Below are 19754 nucleotides of genomic sequence, written 5' to 3' on the forward strand. Positions count from 1 at the left end.
GTATAACAAGAAAGGTGTATACTACTTTCAGTTAAAGACAAAACACTAAAAAAAGTATCCTAAGATACTTGCCAAACTATCCTAAGATACTTGCCAAACTATCCTAAGATAAATGGCAAAGAATCTAAGAATAAAGAAAGCGAGCACCATCCCTCGATGATGCTCGCCCAAAACAAGTGTGTTTCTAACCAAAAATATCTATTAGTATCCTGGGTTCTGCCAGAAACCTGTCGTACTGTTCACCTCTGTGGTGAAGTTCTGAACAGCGTCAATCTCATTCTGTGGGATTGGACGATAGAGATAATGCTTGCTGACATCAGCCTTCAGGTTGTCGGCAGCCTGTGCATTATACTTCTGTACGTACTCGTAAAGTTTACCTGTACGCTTCAAATCAAACCAGCGCATCTGCTCACCGCAGAACTCTACTGCTCGCTCCTCAAGGATGGTATCGATGGTTGCATTACCACTCAAGGTATTATCCTTACCCTCGATAGCACGCGCCTGACGGAGCTGGTTGATAGTTGCCATGGCTGCACCACCATCACCGAGAGCCAACTGACATTCTGCCTTGATGAGATACATCTCTGGGATACGCATCACGATGGCATCACGGCTGGAGATGTCATGAGTTGGGTAGTTTGGATCATAAACATCATCCAAGAACTTCTTGATGCCAGGGAATGAGCACCAACCAGCAATCTTATACAGGTTGTAACGATCATCACCATAAACCTTTGAGGTTTTCACGGCTGCTTCTGTTGGCTTGGCTGTAGCCTCATCCATAGATGTGTAAACAGGGATGTCACCACCTGCCATAAACTGAATACGGTATCTGTTCTTTGCCCAAGCCTGCATAGCCTGTCCCTCTGGAGAATCACCATCCATTGGACAATAGTAAATAGCGGTATCCTGCAACTCTGGATAATTCTTTGAATTCTTAGCCAAATCAGGTGAAGCTATGTCATAGTGATCAAGCAAGGTTGCTTCTGAACGCTGATCGGTAGTCTTATGCTTCTCCAACAGGTTCCACAAGTGCAATGAAGGCAAGTAGCGGGTGAATCCACGTCCGTATGGAGAATAAGCTGCGCCACATTCTACATTCTTACCAGTTGATTTACTCTTGATGGTTGTCTTGCCAGCAGCTATACGCCAGAACACCTGTGTGTCTTTCTGACCATTGCCACCCAAGTCGTTAGCGCCATTGTTCCACATAGAAACAAACATCAACAACATGGCATTACCACCACGAGTATAACCCGTACGGGTAATCAAACTATTGTACTGCATTGGGCTACCACCTTCCAAACGATAACGGTAAGGAATGCAGTTAGCATTGGTCTTGATGTCCTGAGAATAGGTTACACCGAAGAGCGCCTCCTGATTGGTATTATAGCTCTCATTAGCCATCGTCCATACATGCTTGTAGTTATTGTCAAGACTTGCATAATCCCTTGCACCAATAACAGCCTCTGCATCTGCCTGAGCAGCTGTATAGAGAGTATTCTTGTCTTTACCATCATAATTGCCACCTTTGACGGTCTGACCTAACTGACCACCCAACCAGGATGCTGCATAAAGCAATACTCTTGATCTCAAAGCCTTAGCTGCCCAATAGTTGGCACGTCCATCAGCCTTGGTCTTGTAACCTGCAGCCTCGAACTTAGCGATAGATTCATCCAAATCGTCCAATACCTTACCGAACACTTCATTCTCAGGCATTCTGGTAGGATTAAAATTCTGAGCTGTTACAGGTTCTGAATTATATGGGATAGCTCCCCAGGTGTTAACCATGTGGAAATAATAGAAAGCTCTCAGGAAAAGAGCTTCACCCAGATAACGATTCTTCAGATCCACACTCAAGAAGTTTGCATCATTCACATACTTGATGGCATTGTTGCAGACATCTGTAGCACTATAGAAAAGTTCCCAATAGTTATCAAGACAAGGGTTATCTGCCACATTGTTTTCCAATGCTGCTGCATTGAAATTGTAGGAGCAAAGGCTCTTCTGCTTGTTATCATAACCATAATAGAAGAGGTCGGTACCCATTTCACTTAAACCTAAACCTGCTTCCTTACCATACCAGCCACGGGCAAAGGTGTAGCAGTTTGCTACAAGGCCTTCCAGACCAGCAGGAGTTTTATATGCCAAACCGGCAGTTTCACCCACTTTATTCTCTTCCTCCAGAAAATCAGAACAAGAGGTAAGTCCCAACATCATAGAAGATGCCGCTGCCATGAATAATATCTTTGTTTTCATAATTGATTCGATGTTTTTAGAATTCTACATTAAGACCGATTACAACCTGCTTCTGCATAGGGAATGAGATGCTACCACCACGCTCTGGGTCGTAGTTGTCAATCTTACTCCATGTCATGAAGTTCTTCATTGAGCAATATACTCGAGCCTTATTCATACCGATAGTATGCAACCACTTAGCTGGCACATTATAAGAAAGGGTGATATCCTTAATCTTGAAGTAATCAGCCTTTTCGTATGTGAACGCAGACTTGTAAGTTGACCAGATCTTGCTGGAATTGGTATCCAAACCTGGGTTAGGGAATTTTGCATCGGTATTGGTTGGTGTCCAATAATCGATAGCATCACCCCAGTTGGCAGACTCAAAGTTCAACTGCTCATTCATTGCGTATGAAATATAACCGCCCAAACGAGCCATCAACTGTACTGAGAGTGAGAAGTCCTTATAGGTGAATGTATTGGTCATACCGAATACATGATTAGGATCCTGGTTGTAGAGTACACGGTCGTCAGAACTGATAGTACCATCACCATCCTTATCCAAAATCTTTGGAGAACCTGGTGTACCATAGCCCTTGGTACCTGTGCAACCAGGCTTCTTGCCTTCATGTGCAGCCTTAAAGTCTTCTACATACTGGTCGAACTCACCAATACCCCACTCACCGAGTACCTTGTAATCATAGAATGCGTTTACACGATTGCCTACGAACAAGCCCTTGGTACCAGATACATACTTATCAACACCACCTGTCAACTCAGTAATCTCATCCTTGAAATGAGAGTAAGACCAGTTGGCTGTCCAGTCAAAGTCCTTGGTACGAACGATATCTGTCATCAAAGAGATCTCAAGACCCTGTCCCTTTGTCTTACCGATATTGTCGATAACGGTAGGGAATGATGATGCAGGTGCTGTCTTATAGAACAACAAATCGTAGGTATGGTTCCAATAGTAATCAATGCTACCGCTGATACGGCCATCAAGGAAACCGAAGTCGAGACCAAGGTTGAATGATGAGGTCTTCTCCCATGTCAGGTTAGGATTACCCAACTGACTTGGAATCTTACCAGATACATCTGTGTTGCCTAAATAGTAATAATAGGTATTGGCACTCAGTGATGTCAATGTAGAATAAGCATCAATAGCTGCATTACCGGAAATACCCCAAGAAGCACGAAGTTTCAAATTACTCAAAACTTTCTGGTCTTTCAACCAACTCTCCTCGATCATTCTCCAACCACCTGCTACAGATGGGAAGTAACCCCACTTGTGACCCTTTGCCAAAGTAGAAGAACCATCAGCACGAAGTGAAGCGGTCAACAGATACTTGCTGGCATAAGAATAGTTCAGACGACCAAAGAATGACAACATGGAAGTCTTGACGTAGGTAGAAGTTGTAACAGGAGAAAGGATCTTAGACAGATCATTGTAACCACTCTCATAATAATGAGTAGCACCTGCATCACCGCCCACAGTAGAACTTTCTGTCACTGTCTGGGTCAACTCATGACCAAGCAATGCTGTCAAATCATGCTTCTCTGCTATCGTAGTATTGTAATTGATGGTATTATCCCATGTAATCGCAGTAGAGTTATTTCTGATCTGACGGATGTAGCTGGTAGAAGGAGACTGGTATCTCTGCTGACTCTGATAGTCCTGATACAAGCCATTGCGTGAGTCGCTTCTATCTACAGCAAACATAGAGCGTAAGTTCAGGCCCTTCATAGGGGCAACCTCCACATAAGCATTGCCGAAGAAACGGGTTGACTCAGTATTGTTCTGATAAGCATCCTTTACATCATCCAGCAATGGAGAACAGTGAGCTGCATACCAAGGGTTTGGAGTCGCATTGATGCTTCCATCTGTCAAATATGGATGAGTAATGGAGGTCATCTTCAAAGCCTGGTTGTAAACACCGGAATTACGACGATTCCAGTTTTTGTAAGTAAAGAGTAAGCTGGATCCTACCTTCACAACCTTATTGATGCGATGGTCGATATTCACCTTACCATTGTAGCGGCTCATCTGATCGTTCTTCATCAAACCACGGTCGTACATAGCACCCAAGGAAATATTGAAATTGGTCTTTTCACTACCACCAGCTACATTTACTTCATAGTTCTGAGAGGTACTGTTTTTCAAGAGCAAATCGCCCCAATCAGTATAGGAACCATCATTATAAATATCGAATGTTGATGTACCGTCATCCAGTTTATTGGTCAATACACTTTCAGGAGTGATGCTGCCGAGCACGGTATTGTAAGCCTCCAAAGTCTTGTCAGCACCTTTATACCAAGTCGAATAAGCACTCTTGTCTATCAGGCGCTGTACTTCCTTTGCACCGTACATAGAATTTGCTGCATTGGTAGCACTGTTGAAAGAGTTGTAGAAATTGAATCCTACTGAAGTTTTACCGGCCTTACCACGCTTAGTAGTAATGATGATAACACCATTGGCACCACGGGTACCATAGATAGCAGTAGAAGAAGCATCCTTCAATACCTCCATAGACTCAATATCTGATGGATTAAGGTCGAGCGTAGAACCATAAGCCACTCCATCCACAAGAATCAACGGATTATTGGAAGCCAACATAGAACGGGCACCACGAAGATTGATGCTTACGCCAGAACCAGACTCACCACTTGACTGCTGCAAGTCCATGCCAGGAATCTTAGCCTGCATCGCCTGCATCGCATTGGATGAAGCCACATTCTTAAGATCGTCAGACTTGATGGAAGCGACAGAACCTGTCAAATCACGTTTCTTCACTACGCCATAGCCGATGACAACCAATTCATCCAGAGAATTGTTATCTTCTTCCATCACGATATCGACGGAATTCTGGGCACCTACCTTTACCTTCTTTTCCTTGTAACCGATATAGGTAAATTTGAGAACTGTAGATGGATTAACTCCGTTAATAGAAAAGTTACCATCCAAATCGGTGACAGAACCTAAACCTGCCATTCCTTCAGGAACAACACTAACGCCAATCATTGGTTCGCCATTAGAATCCTTCACTGTACCCTTGATTGTTTTCTGTTGTGCAAAAGCACCAAAACAAACAGAGCCTAAAGCCAGTGCCATACTGACACGTTTCAGTTGTTGATACATAAACTTCTGTTTTAGGTTATTATTATTTCAATTTTTTAAGCAGAACTTAATTTCGCTTTTATTCAGTTTTCATACAAACTCACCTTATTCATCATGACTTGGTTCCGTTATTATGAAGCGGTTCCTTAGTTATTATGTAGGTTTGTTATGCCGCAAAGATATGAAAAATTCTCAAAAGGTCAATGCAATTACATACACAAAATAACGTAAACGTTTACGAACAAGTGTATAAAAAAGCGCCCATCTTCCATCAGATGAAGCGCTTTTTATACGTTCATATTCAAAAAAAGTGTATCTTCTAAAAAAGTCAGAAGATACACTCTTGTTTTATATTTTTTTCTTCAGGGATTTCCTGAAGAATCTCATTCCTACTTATCAGTAGTTTTCTTGGCAGCAGGTTTTGCTGCTGTCTTGGCAGGTGCCTTCTTTGTAGCAGCCTTCTTTGTAGCAGCCTTGGCTGGTTTCTGTGCTTCACGCAGTTTCTCTACTTCCTTTTCTATCTTGTCCAACTTAGCCTGGAGACGAGTGATTTCCTTATCCTTCATCTCTATCTCCTCCTCCATATTGGTGACACTGGTCATGTAATTATCGAGCTGCTCATTGTCCATCTCTGGATGGAGAGAGTTTACTCGGTTGAGGAAGTCGCCCAGAATGTTCATGTAATTTGTGAAAGCATCAAATGGACTTGAATAGATACCACGGTCAAGACCCACATTACTTGGCTTAGTAGTCATGAAACGGAAGTTATTGCTTGCCTGCAAGTAATCCCAGTCCTGATTGATACGAGGATCATTAGCAATACGTACACGGTCGGCTACACTATAAAGTTTGTTGAAAGCCTCACGCTGCATCTGATTTCCGAGCCATGGGCTGACATCACGCTCCTCATCCACCCAACTCAATATATCAGGTACATTCAACTCGCCTACAGACTTCATCTTCTTGCAAATCTCTGAAGGTGTAGAGAAGGTGATGCCCTTCTGGCGTGCACATTCTGGCAATGCCTTGAAGAACTCGAGGATATTGCTGGACAATGGCTGGGCAATACCAAGTGCAGACAGTTCCATGAAGATATTGATAATCTGCTCTTCCTGTGGCAAAGCTGCTATCTCATTGATATAGGTATCAGCAAAAAGTGGATAACCATCCCAACTACTATTATTGAAACGCAAAGAGATATCATCGCTCAAACGGATATCACGGAGCAAAAGCTTCAGATTTGGAGCTATCGGACAATGATAAACATAGTGTGGAGACTTCCAGCCCAATACATGCTTGGCACCTTCGGTCAACATACCTTCGAAGCCCATCTGAGAAGCCTGCAAACCAATATCATCGCTGTAAATGAGTGATGAATTGCGAAGCACAGTTGGTTCCTTACCGAAATATTCCTTGATCTTGGAAGCCTGACGCTTAACCTCCTTGGCAAAGCTATCCTCATTGACGAGAGAGGCAAGACCATGAGAATATGGCTCTGCGAGGAACTCTACACAACCGGTAGCGTTCAGTTCCTGCAATTTTTCCAATACCTGAGGAGCATGCATTTCCAACTGTTCCATGCCGACTCCTGAGAGTGAAAAGGCTACCTTGAAATACTTGTCACTCTGATGGATCATCTCCAACAGGGCATTGAGCGCTGGCATATATGACTTCTCAGCTATCTCGCTGATAGAACGCTCATTCTCGTAATCATCATAGTAATAATGATCAGTACCGATGTCGAAGAAGCGGTAGCGTTTCAGATGGGTAATCTGATGTATCTCGAAATATAAACAAATTGTCTTCATAATTTGAAACTTGATATTTGAACGTTTAACTTTATGACAAGCAAAGACAAAGAGTTCTTCGCTCTTCGTTCTTCACTCTTCACTTAACCTACTTCCATCCTAAGGTTTTAAGGTATAAGTCCCTGATGCGGGCACCCACCTTTTCCCAGGTAATCTGGTCAACTTCCTTCTTGCCCTCCACAGAAAGATAGTCGAAAAGACTCTCATTATGACAGATACTGTAAATGGCATCTGCAAGGGCATGAATATCCCAGTAATCTACCTTGATGCAGTTGGTAAGAATCTCACCGCAACCACTCTGCTTGGAAATGATGGTAGGTGTGCCACACTGCATGGCCTCCAAAGGAGAGATACCGAAAGGCTCACTCACAGAAGGCATGACATAGACATCGGAATCCTTCAGGCACTCATACACCTGCTTGCCACGCATGAAACCAGGGAAGTGGAAACGATCGGCAATACCTCGCTCAGCTGCAAGATAAATCATCTGATCCATCATATCTCCCGAACCAGCCATGCAGAAACGCACATTACGGGTACGATGAAGCACCATATTGGCAGCCTCTACAAAATATTCCGGTCCCTTTTGCATGGTGAGACGACCCAAGAATGTAACCACCTTCTCCTTGCCCTTATGATCAGGACGAGGAATATCCTGCCACTCCTGCTTCAATGGATATACCGCATTGTGCATAGCAAAGCACTTGCGTGGATCCTGGTGATACTGATTGATGACCGTCTGTCGGGTCAACTCAGATACACACATGATACAGTCAGCATTGTCCATACCATCCTTCTCGATGGAATAAACGGTAGGGTTTACCTTACCACGACTACGGTCGAAATCGGTAGCATGCACGTGAATGCACAATGGTTTACCACTCACCCTCTTGGCATGAATACCAGCAGGGAAAGTCAGCCAGTCGTGAGCATGGATAATATCAAATTCCTCACTTCGAGCTACCACACCGGCAATGATGCTATAGTTATTGATCTCGTCGTGGAGATTGGATGGATAACCACCTGCAAAATCCATACATCCGAGGTCGTTGACATTCATATAGTTGAAGTCGGCATAGATATGATCGCGATAACGGAAATAGTCATCCGGATTCATAATATTGCCTACTCGCTGCTGTACGTAATCATGATTGACATCACGCCAGGCGATAGGCACACTATTCATGGCCACAATCTTACAAGCACTGCGGTCCTCATCACCGAAAGGATGAGGAAGACAGAGTATGGTTTCAATGTCACCCTGAGCATGCAAGCCCTGAGAAATACCAAAGTTAGCAGTAGCCAAACCACCAAATACATGAGGAGGATACTCCCATCCAAACATTAATACTTTCATATAGCAGTCCTCCTTATTAATATTGATACTTATCGAGTAATTCGAGTGCACGCAGAATCTCTGCCACATTCATGGCAAAGGAAATGGCACCACGTCCAGCAAATGGAGGGTTACCATCAAAGAGTTCGCTGATGGTACCGAGACAATGATAAGACATTTCATCTTCATATCCCACCATCTGGCGCTCGATGAAGCTCAATCGGGTTCTTCTGTAGAGTTTCAAACTTGCCTCCATATAGAAACCGCCGAGCCAAGGCCATGCAGTACCTTGATGATATGCATAATCTCGCTGGCTCTGAGGACCTACATAGACAGGATTATAACCGCCACTCTTAGGAGAAAGAGAGCGCAATCCCTTAGGGGTCAGGAGTTCACGTGTACAGATATCGAGCACTTTCTTCTTCTGGTCTTGAGAAAGAGGAGAATAGTCGAAAGCGACTGGGAAAATCATATTAGGTCGAACACTCCAATCGATCATGTTACCATCTACATAGTCATAGAGATAACCATACTCATTGAGGAAAGTATCGAGGAAAGACTGCTTGGTCTTCTCTGCCAATTCCAGAAGATGCTGCTGCCTATCTTGCTTGCCATCCAACTCGCAGAGAGCAGCACAGAAGCACAATGCATTGTACCATAATGCATTAAACTCAACGATATAGCCACTTCTTGGAACTACTGGTTTTCCATTGGCAGTAGAGTTCATCCATGTTACGGCCTTATCCTTTCCATTAGAATAAAGGAGTCCGTTAGGATGCAATTCTAAGTTAGGATGGTGATTGCCTTCGATAAAGAGCATGACACTCTTGATGAACTTACCATATTTCTTCAGACATTCCTCCTTGCTGGTTTCCTTAGCATACTGCTGAAGAGCCCAGATTGCCCAGAGAGGAACATCCGGCTGTTCCAATTCGGTAATATTCACCGTGATATCCTTTCCTTCCATGAATTCCTGATATCCCTTCATGGCAGTCTTCATCACCAGTTCAAAGTAGTCATTTTCCTCTATAGAGAGGGTTAGACCCGGCAAAGAGATAAATGTATCTCGCGCACGGCACTTGAACCAAGGATAACCAGCCAGAATGTATCGGTCATCATTTTTCTCACGACGGTGGAACTGATGGGCAGCATTGACAAGACAATGGAAGAAATTGTCACGAGGGGCTCTTTCTGCCACTTCCTTATCAAAAAGTTTCTTCAATGTACCGGTCTTGATTTCAGATGTAGATGCAGCAAAGACAATGCTCTCACCTTTCTTGATTGGCATCTCAAAATAACCAGGTACATAAAGGTCCTCATTGGAAGCATAGCCACGCTCCTGCTCCTTAGGATACTCCACACCACGATACCAGTCTGGGGAAAAAACAAACTCATTCTTCTTGGAGAACTGCATATAAAGGTCTGGATAACCTGCATACATACAAGTCTTGATACCATTATCCACTGCTGAATACTCACGGGATGCTGTTCCATTCTCATGGGTAAACTGACGCACGCTTCTGAAAGCCAAGAATGGACGGAAACGCAAGGTGGTAGCTGAATGACAATCCACCATGGTGTATCTGATCAAGATGCGATCTTCATAATGCTGAAAAACGACCTCTTTCTTTAAGATGACACCACCTACACGGTAAAGCGTTGTTGGCACCTTATCGCAATCAAACTCACGAATGTATTTATGGCCCATCGGGCTAAAGTTGTTGCCTTGATACTTGTGCAATCCGAGATTGAATTCAGCGCCATGCTGAATGACTGTAGGATCGAGAGAACTCAGCAATACATGATTGTCACCATCCAGTTCTGGAATAGGGACAACCAGCAAACCGTGATACTTTCGAGTATTACAATCAACAATCGTAGAGCACGAATAAGCACCCGAGCGGTTGGTTCTAAGCAACTCCTTCGGCAATGACTCCTGTAGGTTGGTCATCAGGGCCTTTTCGAATTTTAGATAACTCATAGATCTATATTAAGGTTTTTAATATTTTTGTTGACTTTATTGCATCCAAAGGTAAGGAAAAAAAGCGAAACGACAAAGTTTTTTGGCAAAGAATTTAAGAAAATCGCTATATTTAATGTTTTATAAGCTTTTAAAGGGCAAATATTCCCCGTTTTTAAGTCACTTAGATGAATACACACAGTTTTGTGTAGCCTCTTTACAACAATCGCACAATCGAAAAAAGGTGCACCGGAACTTGTATTCCGATACACCTTATTATTCTTAAAACCTTATTATTCTTGAAATAAGATCAATCTGACTACTGCGGTATCAGGAAGTTGATTACTTCCTGCTCCACCGTGATGCGGTAAGGCCCAACTGGCGTCTTCATCAATCGACCATCTACACCAATCATCGCATGAGAAGAATCCTCTACCACCACCTCTCTCGTGCGATAGGGATGCACACTTTTATGATTGAGGAATTTACCTTTGACGAAAAGATAAAAACCTTCAAAGAGCTGGGTCATACCTGGATGATGAACAACAGAGACATCCAGAAGACCATTGTAAGGCACCGCATTAGGAGTCTGTCCATATCCCGATGCATTTCCTACACACATGGTCATCACCCTACGCTTAATGACATCTGAATTGATGCGGATATGCATCTTATAGTCTAATCGCTGGAAAATCATCAGCACGAATGAGAAGAGGAACGACAGGGTGCGGGAACCGAATACATGATGGGTCTTGCGACGCAAGTTCATGATAGCAGCTATCAGACCGACATTCACGCAATTGAGAAAATAGCGGTGACAGTTTTCCCCCTTCTTGTTCTGATAACGGATACAACCTAAATCTATCTTACGCACACGATGCTGCTGGAGCCATTTGATAGTCTGTTCGTAATCACTATCATCAAATCCCCAGAAATGAGCAAAGTCATTCATCAGTCCATTAGGAATAATACCCAGCGCAATCTGGTTTCTTACGGAAGCATCTACCTGCATCAGACAGTTTACTGCATCATTCAATGCAGAATCTCCACCCACAATAACGATTGTCTTATAGCCATTGTTGATAAACATCTTAACCAGACGCTCTACACTTTTCTGATTCTCGCTTTGCACGAAATCATAGTCCACATGAAGTTGGCGCAAAACTTTCTCTATCTTAGTCCAGCGCGCACTGCTCCTCCATCCTCCTCGAGGACAATAGAGCAAGCCCCATTTATTTTCATTTACAGCCACGTCGATTATTCTCCTATAATAATATTCTCTATATTAATAAATAATGTATATACGATTAGAAATCCATCTATTACTTATCCAAATATCGATCAATCATATAAATTGCTACCGATTAGATTTCATCAGTTCAAGAACCTGCTCTACCTTCTGCTCCATCGGTTGAAGTGCATCTATCCAATGAATGGTAAAACCCCTGCGCTCCATACCACGAAACCAGGTCATCTGCCTTTTGGCAAACTGATGAATGGCGATTTCCAATCCTCTCAGCATCTCCTCATAAGAAGTTTTTCCTATCACATATTCTGTGATAAACTTGTATTCCAACCCGTAATACAACAGGTTTTCTGCAGGAATACCACGATCGAGGAGTCCCTTGATTTCCTCTACCATCCCATTCTCCAGACGCTGTTTCAGACGGCGGGTGATTTTATCACGGCGGGCATCACGGTCGATACTTACTCCTATCACCAAAGAATCAACCGCAGGCAATTCCCGCTCTGGCATTGGATGTTCGAGATTGTAAGTTTCAATCTCAATCGCACGGATGGCGCGCTGCGCAGTATCTACATCTGTGCGATTGTGCATATTAGAACCATTCTTCGCCTTCAAATGCACCAACATATCTGTCAGTTCTTCCAGCGTTTTACTTTCGAGGGAACTACGAAGAGCAGGATTTTGAGGAACTGGTGAAAGATGATAACCTTTCAAGACAGACTCGATATAGAGTCCGGTACCTCCACAGAGTATCGGAAGTACGCCACGATGAGTAATGTCCTGATAGGCATCATAGAAGTCCTGCTGATATTGGAAGAGATTATACTTGGTACCGGCATCACAGATGTCTATCAGATGATAAGGAATCAGTTTACCCCCTACCGTATAATCCTCAAGATCTTTTCCCGTACCAATATCCATGCCCCGATAGACCTGGCGACTATCGGCACTGATAATCTCAGCCCCATGCGTATCGCCACCCCACATGGAAGAATCCATGCCATTGATATGCGAGGCAAGTGCAGCGGCAAGACTAGTCTTTCCACTGGCAGTAGGACCCAATATAGTAATCATAGAATGTTTCATGGCGCAAAGATACAAATTTTTCCGATACAGACAAACAAAGAAATAAAAAAAATGGGAAAACAAGGCAAGAAAAGGAGAATCAGTATGCCTTTATGCTATAAAACTTCAAGCCATTAGACAAAAAAATAAATAATAAAAAAAGCCTGGCATTTTACAATGCCAGGCTATATATATTGTCGTAAATCGCTTCAGCGGTATTACTTCAACTCAGCGAGGTACTTGATAGTACGAACCATCTGAGAAGTATAAGAGTTCTCATTGTCGTACCAAGAAACTACCTGTACCTGATATGTGTCGTCGTCGATCTTGCTAACCATTGTCTGAGTAGCATCGAAGAGAGAACCGAAACGCATACCGATGATATCAGAAGAAACGATAGGATCCTCGTTGTAACCGAAGCTTTCGTTAGAAGCAGCCTTCATTGCAGCGTTGATACCCTCAACTGTAACGTCCTTACCCTTAACAACAGCTACGAGGATAGTTGTAGAACCTGTTGGAGTAGGAACACGCTGTGCAGAACCGATCAACTTACCGTTCAACTCAGGGATTACAAGACCGATAGCCTTAGCAGCACCTGTTGAGTTAGGAACGATGTTCTGAGCACCTGCACGAGAACGACGGAGGTCGCCCTTACGCTGAGGACCGTCGAGAATCATCTGGTCACCTGTGTAAGCGTGGATTGTTGACATGATACCTGACTGGATAGCTGCGTACTTGTTCAAAGTGTCAGCCATTGGAGCCAAGCAGTTTGTTGTACAAGAAGCTGCAGAGATAACTGTATCAGCTGGAGTCAAAGTCTTGTGGTTTGTGTTGTAAACGATAGTAGGGAGATCGTTACCTGCTGGAGCAGAGATAACTACCTTCTTAGCACCTGCTGTAAGGTGAGCAGAAGCCTTCTCCTTAGATGTATAGAAACCTGTGCACTCAAGTACTACGTCAACACCAAGCTCACCCCAAGGAAGCTCAGCTGCGTTAGGCTTAGCGTAGATAGTGATCTCCTTACCATCAACGATGATAGAGTTGTCTGTTGCCTCTACAGTGTGCTTGCCCTCGCCATACTTACCAGCGAAGCCACCCTGTGCTGTATCATACTTAAGAAGGTGAGCCAACATTTTTGGAGATGTAAGGTCATTGATTGCAACTACCTCATAACCATCTGCCTCAAACATCTGACGGAAAGCCAGACGACCGATACGGCCGAAGCCGTTAATAGCAACTTTTGTCATTTTTTTTAATATTTAAAATTAATGGTTTAAAATAATTCCATCTTTTAAGCTCTCAAGCAATCCTGAAGTGCTGAAACATTCAAAAAAATAAGCTTTCAAGCATTTTTTTCTTTTTCCGAGCGCAAAGTTACTAATTTTTTTCTAACTTTGCACACGAAAAGAGTATTAAATAAATTAAAAAAGGATAGTTGAGGTTTAATCTTGCTATAAAAAAAACAGTTAGCATGTCAGACTGACAACTCCATATTGCAAAATTCAATCCTTTCACAAGAATGAAATATGCATATCGGATGAAGAAATCAAACCCAATGATGCATTACACCTTAATTATATATAATGGAAAAATCATCATTCTGCAAGAAATGACAAAGTATAAATACTAAAATTATATCAACATTTAAATAAACAAAAGTAAAAGAATTAAGTTATGAGTAAATTTTTGAATGAATTCAAGGAATTCGCCATGCGTGGCAATGTGCTTGACATGGCTGTCGGTGTAATCATCGGTGGTGCTTTCGGCAAAATCGTAAGTTCTGTTGTGGATGATATCATCATGCCTCCTATAGGATGGTTGATTGGTGGCGTCAACTTCGCTGACCTCAAGTTGACCTTGCCTACCGTACAGGTTGCCGGTGAGGAATTCAAGACTGCGACCATCAACTATGGTAGTTTCCTCCAGACCTGTTTCGATTTCCTCATCGTGGCTTTCTGTATCTTCATGCTCATCAAGGCGGTCAACAAGTTAGCTAAGAAGAAGGAAGAACCTAAGGAGCCTGAGGCACCAAAAGCACCAGAACCAAGTGCAGAGGAGAAACTTCTGATGGAGATTCGCGACTTGCTGAAATCACAGCAGAAATAATTGCCACAATAAAAAAGTGACAATAAAAAAAGTCCCATACGATCCGCAGAATGCCATCTGGCAGTACCTGGAATCGTATGGGACTTTTTTATTTAAAGATGGAATAGAACCTTGGGATTTCAACAGGTGCGTTTATCCCACGCCCAACAACTCAACTTCAAAGATAAGAGTAGAACCTCCTGGTATTCCTGGCTGAGAGAACTTTCCATATCCCATTTCGGCAGGAATATAAAGTTCCCACTGGTCGCCTACGTGCATCTGTTGCATCGCCACAATCCAACCATCTATCAGATCGCTCAATCGCATCGCAAACGGAGTTCCGCCACGGCTGGAATCAAACTTCTTGCCATTGATGGTCCAACCCGTATAATGAGCAGTCACAATGCTGCGCTTGCCTGGTTGTGCCCCATTTGGATCTCCCTGTTTCAACACCTTATAATATATACCACGAGGGAGTGCTTTCACACCTTCCTCTTGAGCCTTTTCTTCCAGCCAACGCTTGTTGGCCTCTACATATTCTCTTTTTGCCATATTTCAGATTACATGATATTATATTTGCGCCGCTAAGTTACGAAGAAAAATCGGAATGACAAAAAAAATCCGGTTTTATTTTGCCATGTCTTCTTTTTATGCTAACTTTGCATCCTAATCATCAAAAATACAATATGCCACAAACACTACATATTGCAATCATCGGTGGAGGCGCCGCAGGATTCTTTACAGCAATAGAAGCCAAGCGCAACTTCCCTCACGCCGACATCACCATATTCGAGAAGAATTCAAAGGTACTTGCCAAGGTGGAAATCACGGGAGGAGGAAGATGCAATCTTACCAATTCCTTTGAGGAGATTTCTGACTTGAAGCAGGCATATCCTCGTGGTCATAAACTGATGAAGCGACTTTTCAAGAGATTCGATTATCAGCATGCCTTCAACTGGTTTGAAGGAAACGGCGTGCCACTGGTTACACAGGAAGACCAATGCGTGTTTCCGGAATCGCAGGATTCACGCAGCATCATCGACTGTCTGGTGAATACCGCCAAGCGACTGGGCGTAAAGATACAATGCAACCACCTGCTCACCGCCATCACGGAACTGGAGGATGAGCGCCTGCTCCTGGATTTCAAGGTTTCAAAAGGAAATCTTTCGGGAGCATCTTCTGCCTCTCATCCCGTTTCCGAAATCAGGCAGATTGCCTTCCATCGGGTAGCCATCACCACTGGCGGTCATCCGAAGATGGAGAGCTTCAAGCATCTCTCAGACCTGGGACATGCGATAGAGCTGCCTATCCCATCGCTCTTCACCTTCAACATCGCCGACAAGGCTTTCAAGAACTTGATGGGCACGGTGGTAGAGCCTGTATATACCAGCATTCCGGGCACCAAGCTGAAGGCAGAGGGTCCGCTTCTCATCACCCATTGGGGCATGAGCGGTCCTGCCGTGCTGAAACTTTCCTCTCATGCTGCACGCCATTTGCACGAGAACAATTATCAGATCAGAATTTCCGTAAACTGGGTACACGAGAGCAACCGCTCGCTGGTGGAAGAGAACATCCAGGGCATCATCATCGCCAACCCGCAGAAGCAATTAGCAAGCATCCGCCCCTACAATCTGCCATCCCGCCTCTGGCTCTTCCTGATTCAGAAGATGGGATATGCACCCGAGAAGAAATGGAGCGAAATGGGAAAGAAGGGCTGCAACCTGCTGATAGAAACCCTCACCAACGACCTCTATCAGGTAAACGGCAAGGGAGCCTTCAAGGAGGAGTTTGTTACCTGCGGCGGCATCAGCCTCAGCAACATCGACCTGCATACCTTAGAGAGCAAGGTGTGCCCTCACCTCTTCTTTGCCGGTGAAGTGCTCGACATCGATGCCATCACCGGCGGCTTCAACCTGCAGGCAGCCTGGACCACGGGGTATGTGGTGGGACAACATATCGGAGAATAGCCTATTCCTCTTTCGATACAAAATCTTTCACGATGCGGGTGTATTCCTCGTGATGGTCGCGATATGCCATGGCATGAACGGAGCCTTTAGCGATGAAGATGGCTTTACGGCCCTTCGTCTTTGCCTCATAAAGCGGATGAAGCATGGCGTAGGGCACGAAGGCATCCTTATCGCCATGGATAAAGAGCATCGGTTTGGTGCTCTTGCGAACCTGCTCTATCTGCTGAGCCTCGGCAAACGACCAGCCATAGCGATACTGGCAAAGAGCAGAAGTGGTATTCATCAGCGGGAAGGAAGGCAAGCCAAACTGGTCTTTGAGCTGAGCGGAAAACTCATCCCACACGCTGGTATAGCCGCAATCCTCCACAAAGCACTTCACGTAATCGGGAGTCTTCTCTCCCGATACTGCCATCGTGGTTGCCGCACCCATAGAAATACCGTGAATCACCTGACGGGTATTCTTCACTCTTCGTTCTTCACTCTTCACTTTAAATATCTCATTGGCGATTTCCGACCATCTGATCACATCCCATCTATCCTTCCATCCCATCTGAATATGGTCGCCCTCGCTCTCTCCATGTCCATACAGATCTGGTAGGAGCACATTATACCCCATATCGTGATTATAGAGATATGCGATGTGCAGCATACCCTCGGAGCGCACCTGATAGCCATGCACCACCACGGCTGTTTTTTCCGTAGTCTTCGGTGCATAGAGATAGATGGCATGGGCTTTGTAGCCCGATGGCATTGTGACAAAGGTATCCTTCACGCAATGGTGCTGATACACGGAGTCCATCCAGCCAATCATCCAGGGGCACTCGTTCTTCATTCTGTTCTTCCAATGCTCAGCCGTCATTCTCTCCTCCTTCGGATAGTTGAGCGAATAATTGAGCATATAGTTGCTGGCGCCATACAGTCCCAATATCACGAGCACCACCAAGCCCAAAGCCGAAGCGATGCCTATCTTTCTTATCTTTTCCTGTTTCATCTTCATTCTTATTGCCATTACATATTTCTATTATAGAGTTTCCGCTGCAAAATTAAGGAAAAAGATGGAAATGGCAAAGAAACGGAGGAAAAAAATCTATTAAATTGAAGCATAGAGCGAATTGCTAAAAATAGTGTTAACAAAACTAACTCGCTCTAAATTGGACTTTGATTGAAAATCAAGAAGTTGGGCGTTTGCCTATATTATACAGGTAACAATATGGAAACGAGCGGACTTCTGCTCGTTTCTGTATTTTGCAATATCCAAAGAACGCCTTAATTCGGGGACAAAGATACGATATTTTTCTAAATATCCCATAACTCGCTAGGAGAAATTCAAGGAATTTAGAACTTTTGCATAAAATCTGATGCTTACCAACACAATATGCATCCAAAATCAAACAGCAGGTATTCGGATATAGTTTATCCGAATACCTGTTGCCATAACGTTTTATTGCTGACGATGATTCTGACATCGGCTTTCATGTACTGTTGCAATATTGGGGTATTTTGTCCCTGTGTGCTCACAGTGGCTGTAGCCATAAAATAGTTGCCATCTTCCCTATGTATGAGTTTGGCATTATGGCTTATGATGTTGCAGTTATAAGATGCATTGTCGTTGCCATCGAAAGAAACATGAGCTGTCCTTGGCTCATCGAAAAGACGCAAATACTTAAAAAAATCTTAAAACATTCTTTATCCCCGATTAAATATCGTATCTTTGTAATCGAAAGAGTTCTTTGAATGGTTATGCAAATCACGGCAGGATGCTACATTCTGTATATTTCTAATTCGTAACCTCTTCTTTTTATGAGATAAAAACTTATCTCATTCTCAATTACTTATAAAAAATAAGTACTTTCGAAGAAAAAACTCTTCAATATTTAGACTTACTGACATAGAGCTGTCATAGAAGACGCTATCTTTGTATCAAAAAGTATTCAACTTAATATTATAAAATATGAAAAGATTATTTTTATGCTCATCATTTGCTGATGTTGCTAATCTATTTGTCGATTGTGCCAAAGAAGATTTGCAAGGGAAAATTATAGCTTTTATACCAACTGCAAGCCTTACAGAACCAATACGATTCTATGTAAAAAAGGGGAAAAAGGCTTTAGAAGAAGCAGGAATGATTGTTGAAGAAGTCGAGATTACCCAACTGTCCAAAGAGGAAATATCTTCTATATTACATAAATGCGATTATATCTACATAACAGGTGGAAATACATTTTTCCTTTTGCAAGAGTTAAAAAGAAAAGGTGTTGATAAAATTATATCTAAACAAGTGAAATTGGGTAAACTGTATATTGGGGAATCTGCCGGAGCAATAATAGCCTCTCCCGATGCAGAATATATGAGAAGTGTGAATTTTGATCCAATAGAAAAGGCTCCTGAATTGAAAGACTGTACTTCTTTAGATTTGGTCGATTTTTATACGATTCCCCATTATGGAAATTTTCCATTCAAGAAAAAAGGTGAAAAGATAGTTCAACTATATAATGAGAAGTTGCAGCTTATTCCTATAAGTAATAAACAAGCTATTATTATTGAAGATTCAAATATTCAAATTAAAGATGCAAAATGAATAGAATAGACCGTATTTCTGCTATATTGATTCAGTTATAATCGCACTCGTTAGTGAAAGCACAGCAAAACTCTGCAACGCTACCGGGCTATCGGTGCGCTGCCTTACTTCACTATCAGCGGAAAAGTGTATTACAAGGCTTCCGATGTCCGGGAGAATATGCTACAACCTCCATCGGCGTTCACTCTTACACGAGGAATCTGTTCCAGTAAGTCGGAAACCATACCTACATCGCTCAACAATGTACCCTGAACCTGGGTCTGGAATCCACCATGGGTCAACTTGGTACGAGGGCGAACCGCCTTCACAATCACCTTCTGCAGGTTCAACGTAGCCTCCTTCAGAGTAATTGAACC

14 protein-coding genes and 1 pseudogene are annotated in these 19754 nt (G+C 43.2%); 4 read left to right on the top strand and 11 right to left on the bottom strand.

All coding sequences use genetic code 11. The annotated features are described in order from the left end of the window. Positions 1-201 precede the first annotated feature (201 nt). From DW917_RS11295 to gap, 8 genes are all read right to left on the bottom strand, one after another. Positions 202-2259 (bottom strand): RagB/SusD family nutrient uptake outer membrane protein, encoded by a 2058-nt coding sequence (locus DW917_RS11295; protein ID WP_118118797.1) that lies wholly within the window; start codon positions 2257-2259, stop codon positions 202-204. A gap of 16 nt (positions 2260-2275) precedes the next feature. Beyond that, on the bottom strand, positions 2276-5374 hold the full coding sequence (locus DW917_RS11300) for a TonB-dependent receptor (protein WP_118118799.1): 3099 nt from the start codon (positions 5372-5374) through the stop codon (positions 2276-2278). A 368-nt stretch (positions 5375-5742) separates the two neighbouring features. Continuing rightward, positions 5743-7161, bottom strand: coding sequence for a glycoside hydrolase family 57 protein (locus tag DW917_RS11305; RefSeq protein WP_118118801.1), 1419 nt, complete (start codon positions 7159-7161; stop codon positions 5743-5745). Positions 7162-7249: 88 nt separating this feature from the next. Beyond that, a complete protein-coding gene (locus tag DW917_RS11310) occupies positions 7250-8518 on the bottom strand; it encodes a glycosyltransferase family 4 protein (protein ID WP_118118803.1) in 1269 nt (422 codons plus the stop codon). A 16-nt stretch (positions 8519-8534) separates the two neighbouring features. Then, positions 8535-10478, bottom strand: coding sequence for a glycogen debranching enzyme N-terminal domain-containing protein (locus DW917_RS11315; protein WP_118118805.1), 1944 nt, complete (start codon positions 10476-10478; stop codon positions 8535-8537). Between the two features lie 298 nt (positions 10479-10776). Beyond that, positions 10777-11709 (bottom strand): diacylglycerol kinase family protein, encoded by a 933-nt coding sequence (locus DW917_RS11320; RefSeq protein ID WP_118118807.1) that lies wholly within the window; start codon positions 11707-11709, stop codon positions 10777-10779. A 105-nt stretch (positions 11710-11814) separates the two neighbouring features. Further along, positions 11815-12777: a tRNA (adenosine(37)-N6)-dimethylallyltransferase MiaA gene (gene miaA, locus DW917_RS11325; RefSeq protein ID WP_233524716.1), complete on the bottom strand. Its 963-nt coding sequence runs from the start codon at positions 12775-12777 to the stop codon at positions 11815-11817. A 209-nt stretch (positions 12778-12986) separates the two neighbouring features. Further along, the gene (gene gap / locus DW917_RS11330) at positions 12987-14015 is read right to left on the bottom strand and encodes a type I glyceraldehyde-3-phosphate dehydrogenase (protein WP_022110706.1); all 1029 of its coding nucleotides are present in this window, start codon (positions 14013-14015) and stop codon (positions 12987-12989) included. 427 nt (positions 14016-14442) lie between these two features. Here gap and mscL point away from each other — a divergent pair, with 427 nt between their 5' ends. Beyond that, on the top strand, positions 14443-14874 hold the full coding sequence (mscL, locus tag DW917_RS11335) for a large-conductance mechanosensitive channel protein MscL (RefSeq protein WP_118118812.1): 432 nt from the start codon (positions 14443-14445) through the stop codon (positions 14872-14874). 132 nt (positions 14875-15006) lie between these two features. Here mscL and DW917_RS11340 read toward each other — a convergent pair whose 3' ends face one another. After that, positions 15007-15405, bottom strand: coding sequence for an FKBP-type peptidyl-prolyl cis-trans isomerase (locus DW917_RS11340; RefSeq protein WP_022110708.1), 399 nt, complete (start codon positions 15403-15405; stop codon positions 15007-15009). A gap of 134 nt (positions 15406-15539) precedes the next feature. Between DW917_RS11340 and DW917_RS11345 the strand changes: the two genes are divergently transcribed. Further along, positions 15540-16820 carry an NAD(P)/FAD-dependent oxidoreductase gene (locus DW917_RS11345; RefSeq protein ID WP_118118814.1) on the top strand — a complete coding sequence of 427 codons (1281 nt, stop codon included), beginning with the start codon at positions 15540-15542 and terminating at the stop codon, positions 16818-16820. 1 nt (position 16821) lies between these two features. Here DW917_RS11345 and DW917_RS11350 read toward each other — a convergent pair whose 3' ends face one another. Together DW917_RS11350 and DW917_RS11355 are read right to left on the bottom strand one after the other, a co-directional pair. Next, positions 16822-17829 carry an alpha/beta hydrolase gene (locus tag DW917_RS11350; RefSeq protein ID WP_118118816.1) on the bottom strand — a complete coding sequence of 336 codons (1008 nt, stop codon included), beginning with the start codon at positions 17827-17829 and terminating at the stop codon, positions 16822-16824. A gap of 404 nt (positions 17830-18233) precedes the next feature. Continuing rightward, complete coding sequence (locus DW917_RS11355; RefSeq protein WP_117678565.1) at positions 18234-18479, bottom strand: hypothetical protein; 246 nt, start codon at positions 18477-18479, stop codon at positions 18234-18236. 292 nt (positions 18480-18771) lie between these two features. On the opposite strand from DW917_RS11355, the gene DW917_RS11360 reads away from it, so the two are divergent. Both DW917_RS11360 and DW917_RS17765 read left to right on the top strand, forming a co-directional pair. Continuing rightward, positions 18772-19398, top strand: a complete 627-nt coding sequence (locus DW917_RS11360) for a Type 1 glutamine amidotransferase-like domain-containing protein (protein WP_117678566.1) — start codon at positions 18772-18774, stop codon at positions 19396-19398. 66 nt (positions 19399-19464) lie between these two features. Beyond that, a pseudogene (locus tag DW917_RS17765) lies at positions 19465-19650 on the top strand (hypothetical protein); the annotation flags it as partial. Positions 19651-19754 lie beyond the last annotated feature (104 nt).

This window comes from Prevotella sp. AM42-24 (assembly GCF_003461825.1).
GTDB classification, from domain to species: domain Bacteria; phylum Bacteroidota; class Bacteroidia; order Bacteroidales; family Bacteroidaceae; genus Prevotella; species Prevotella hominis.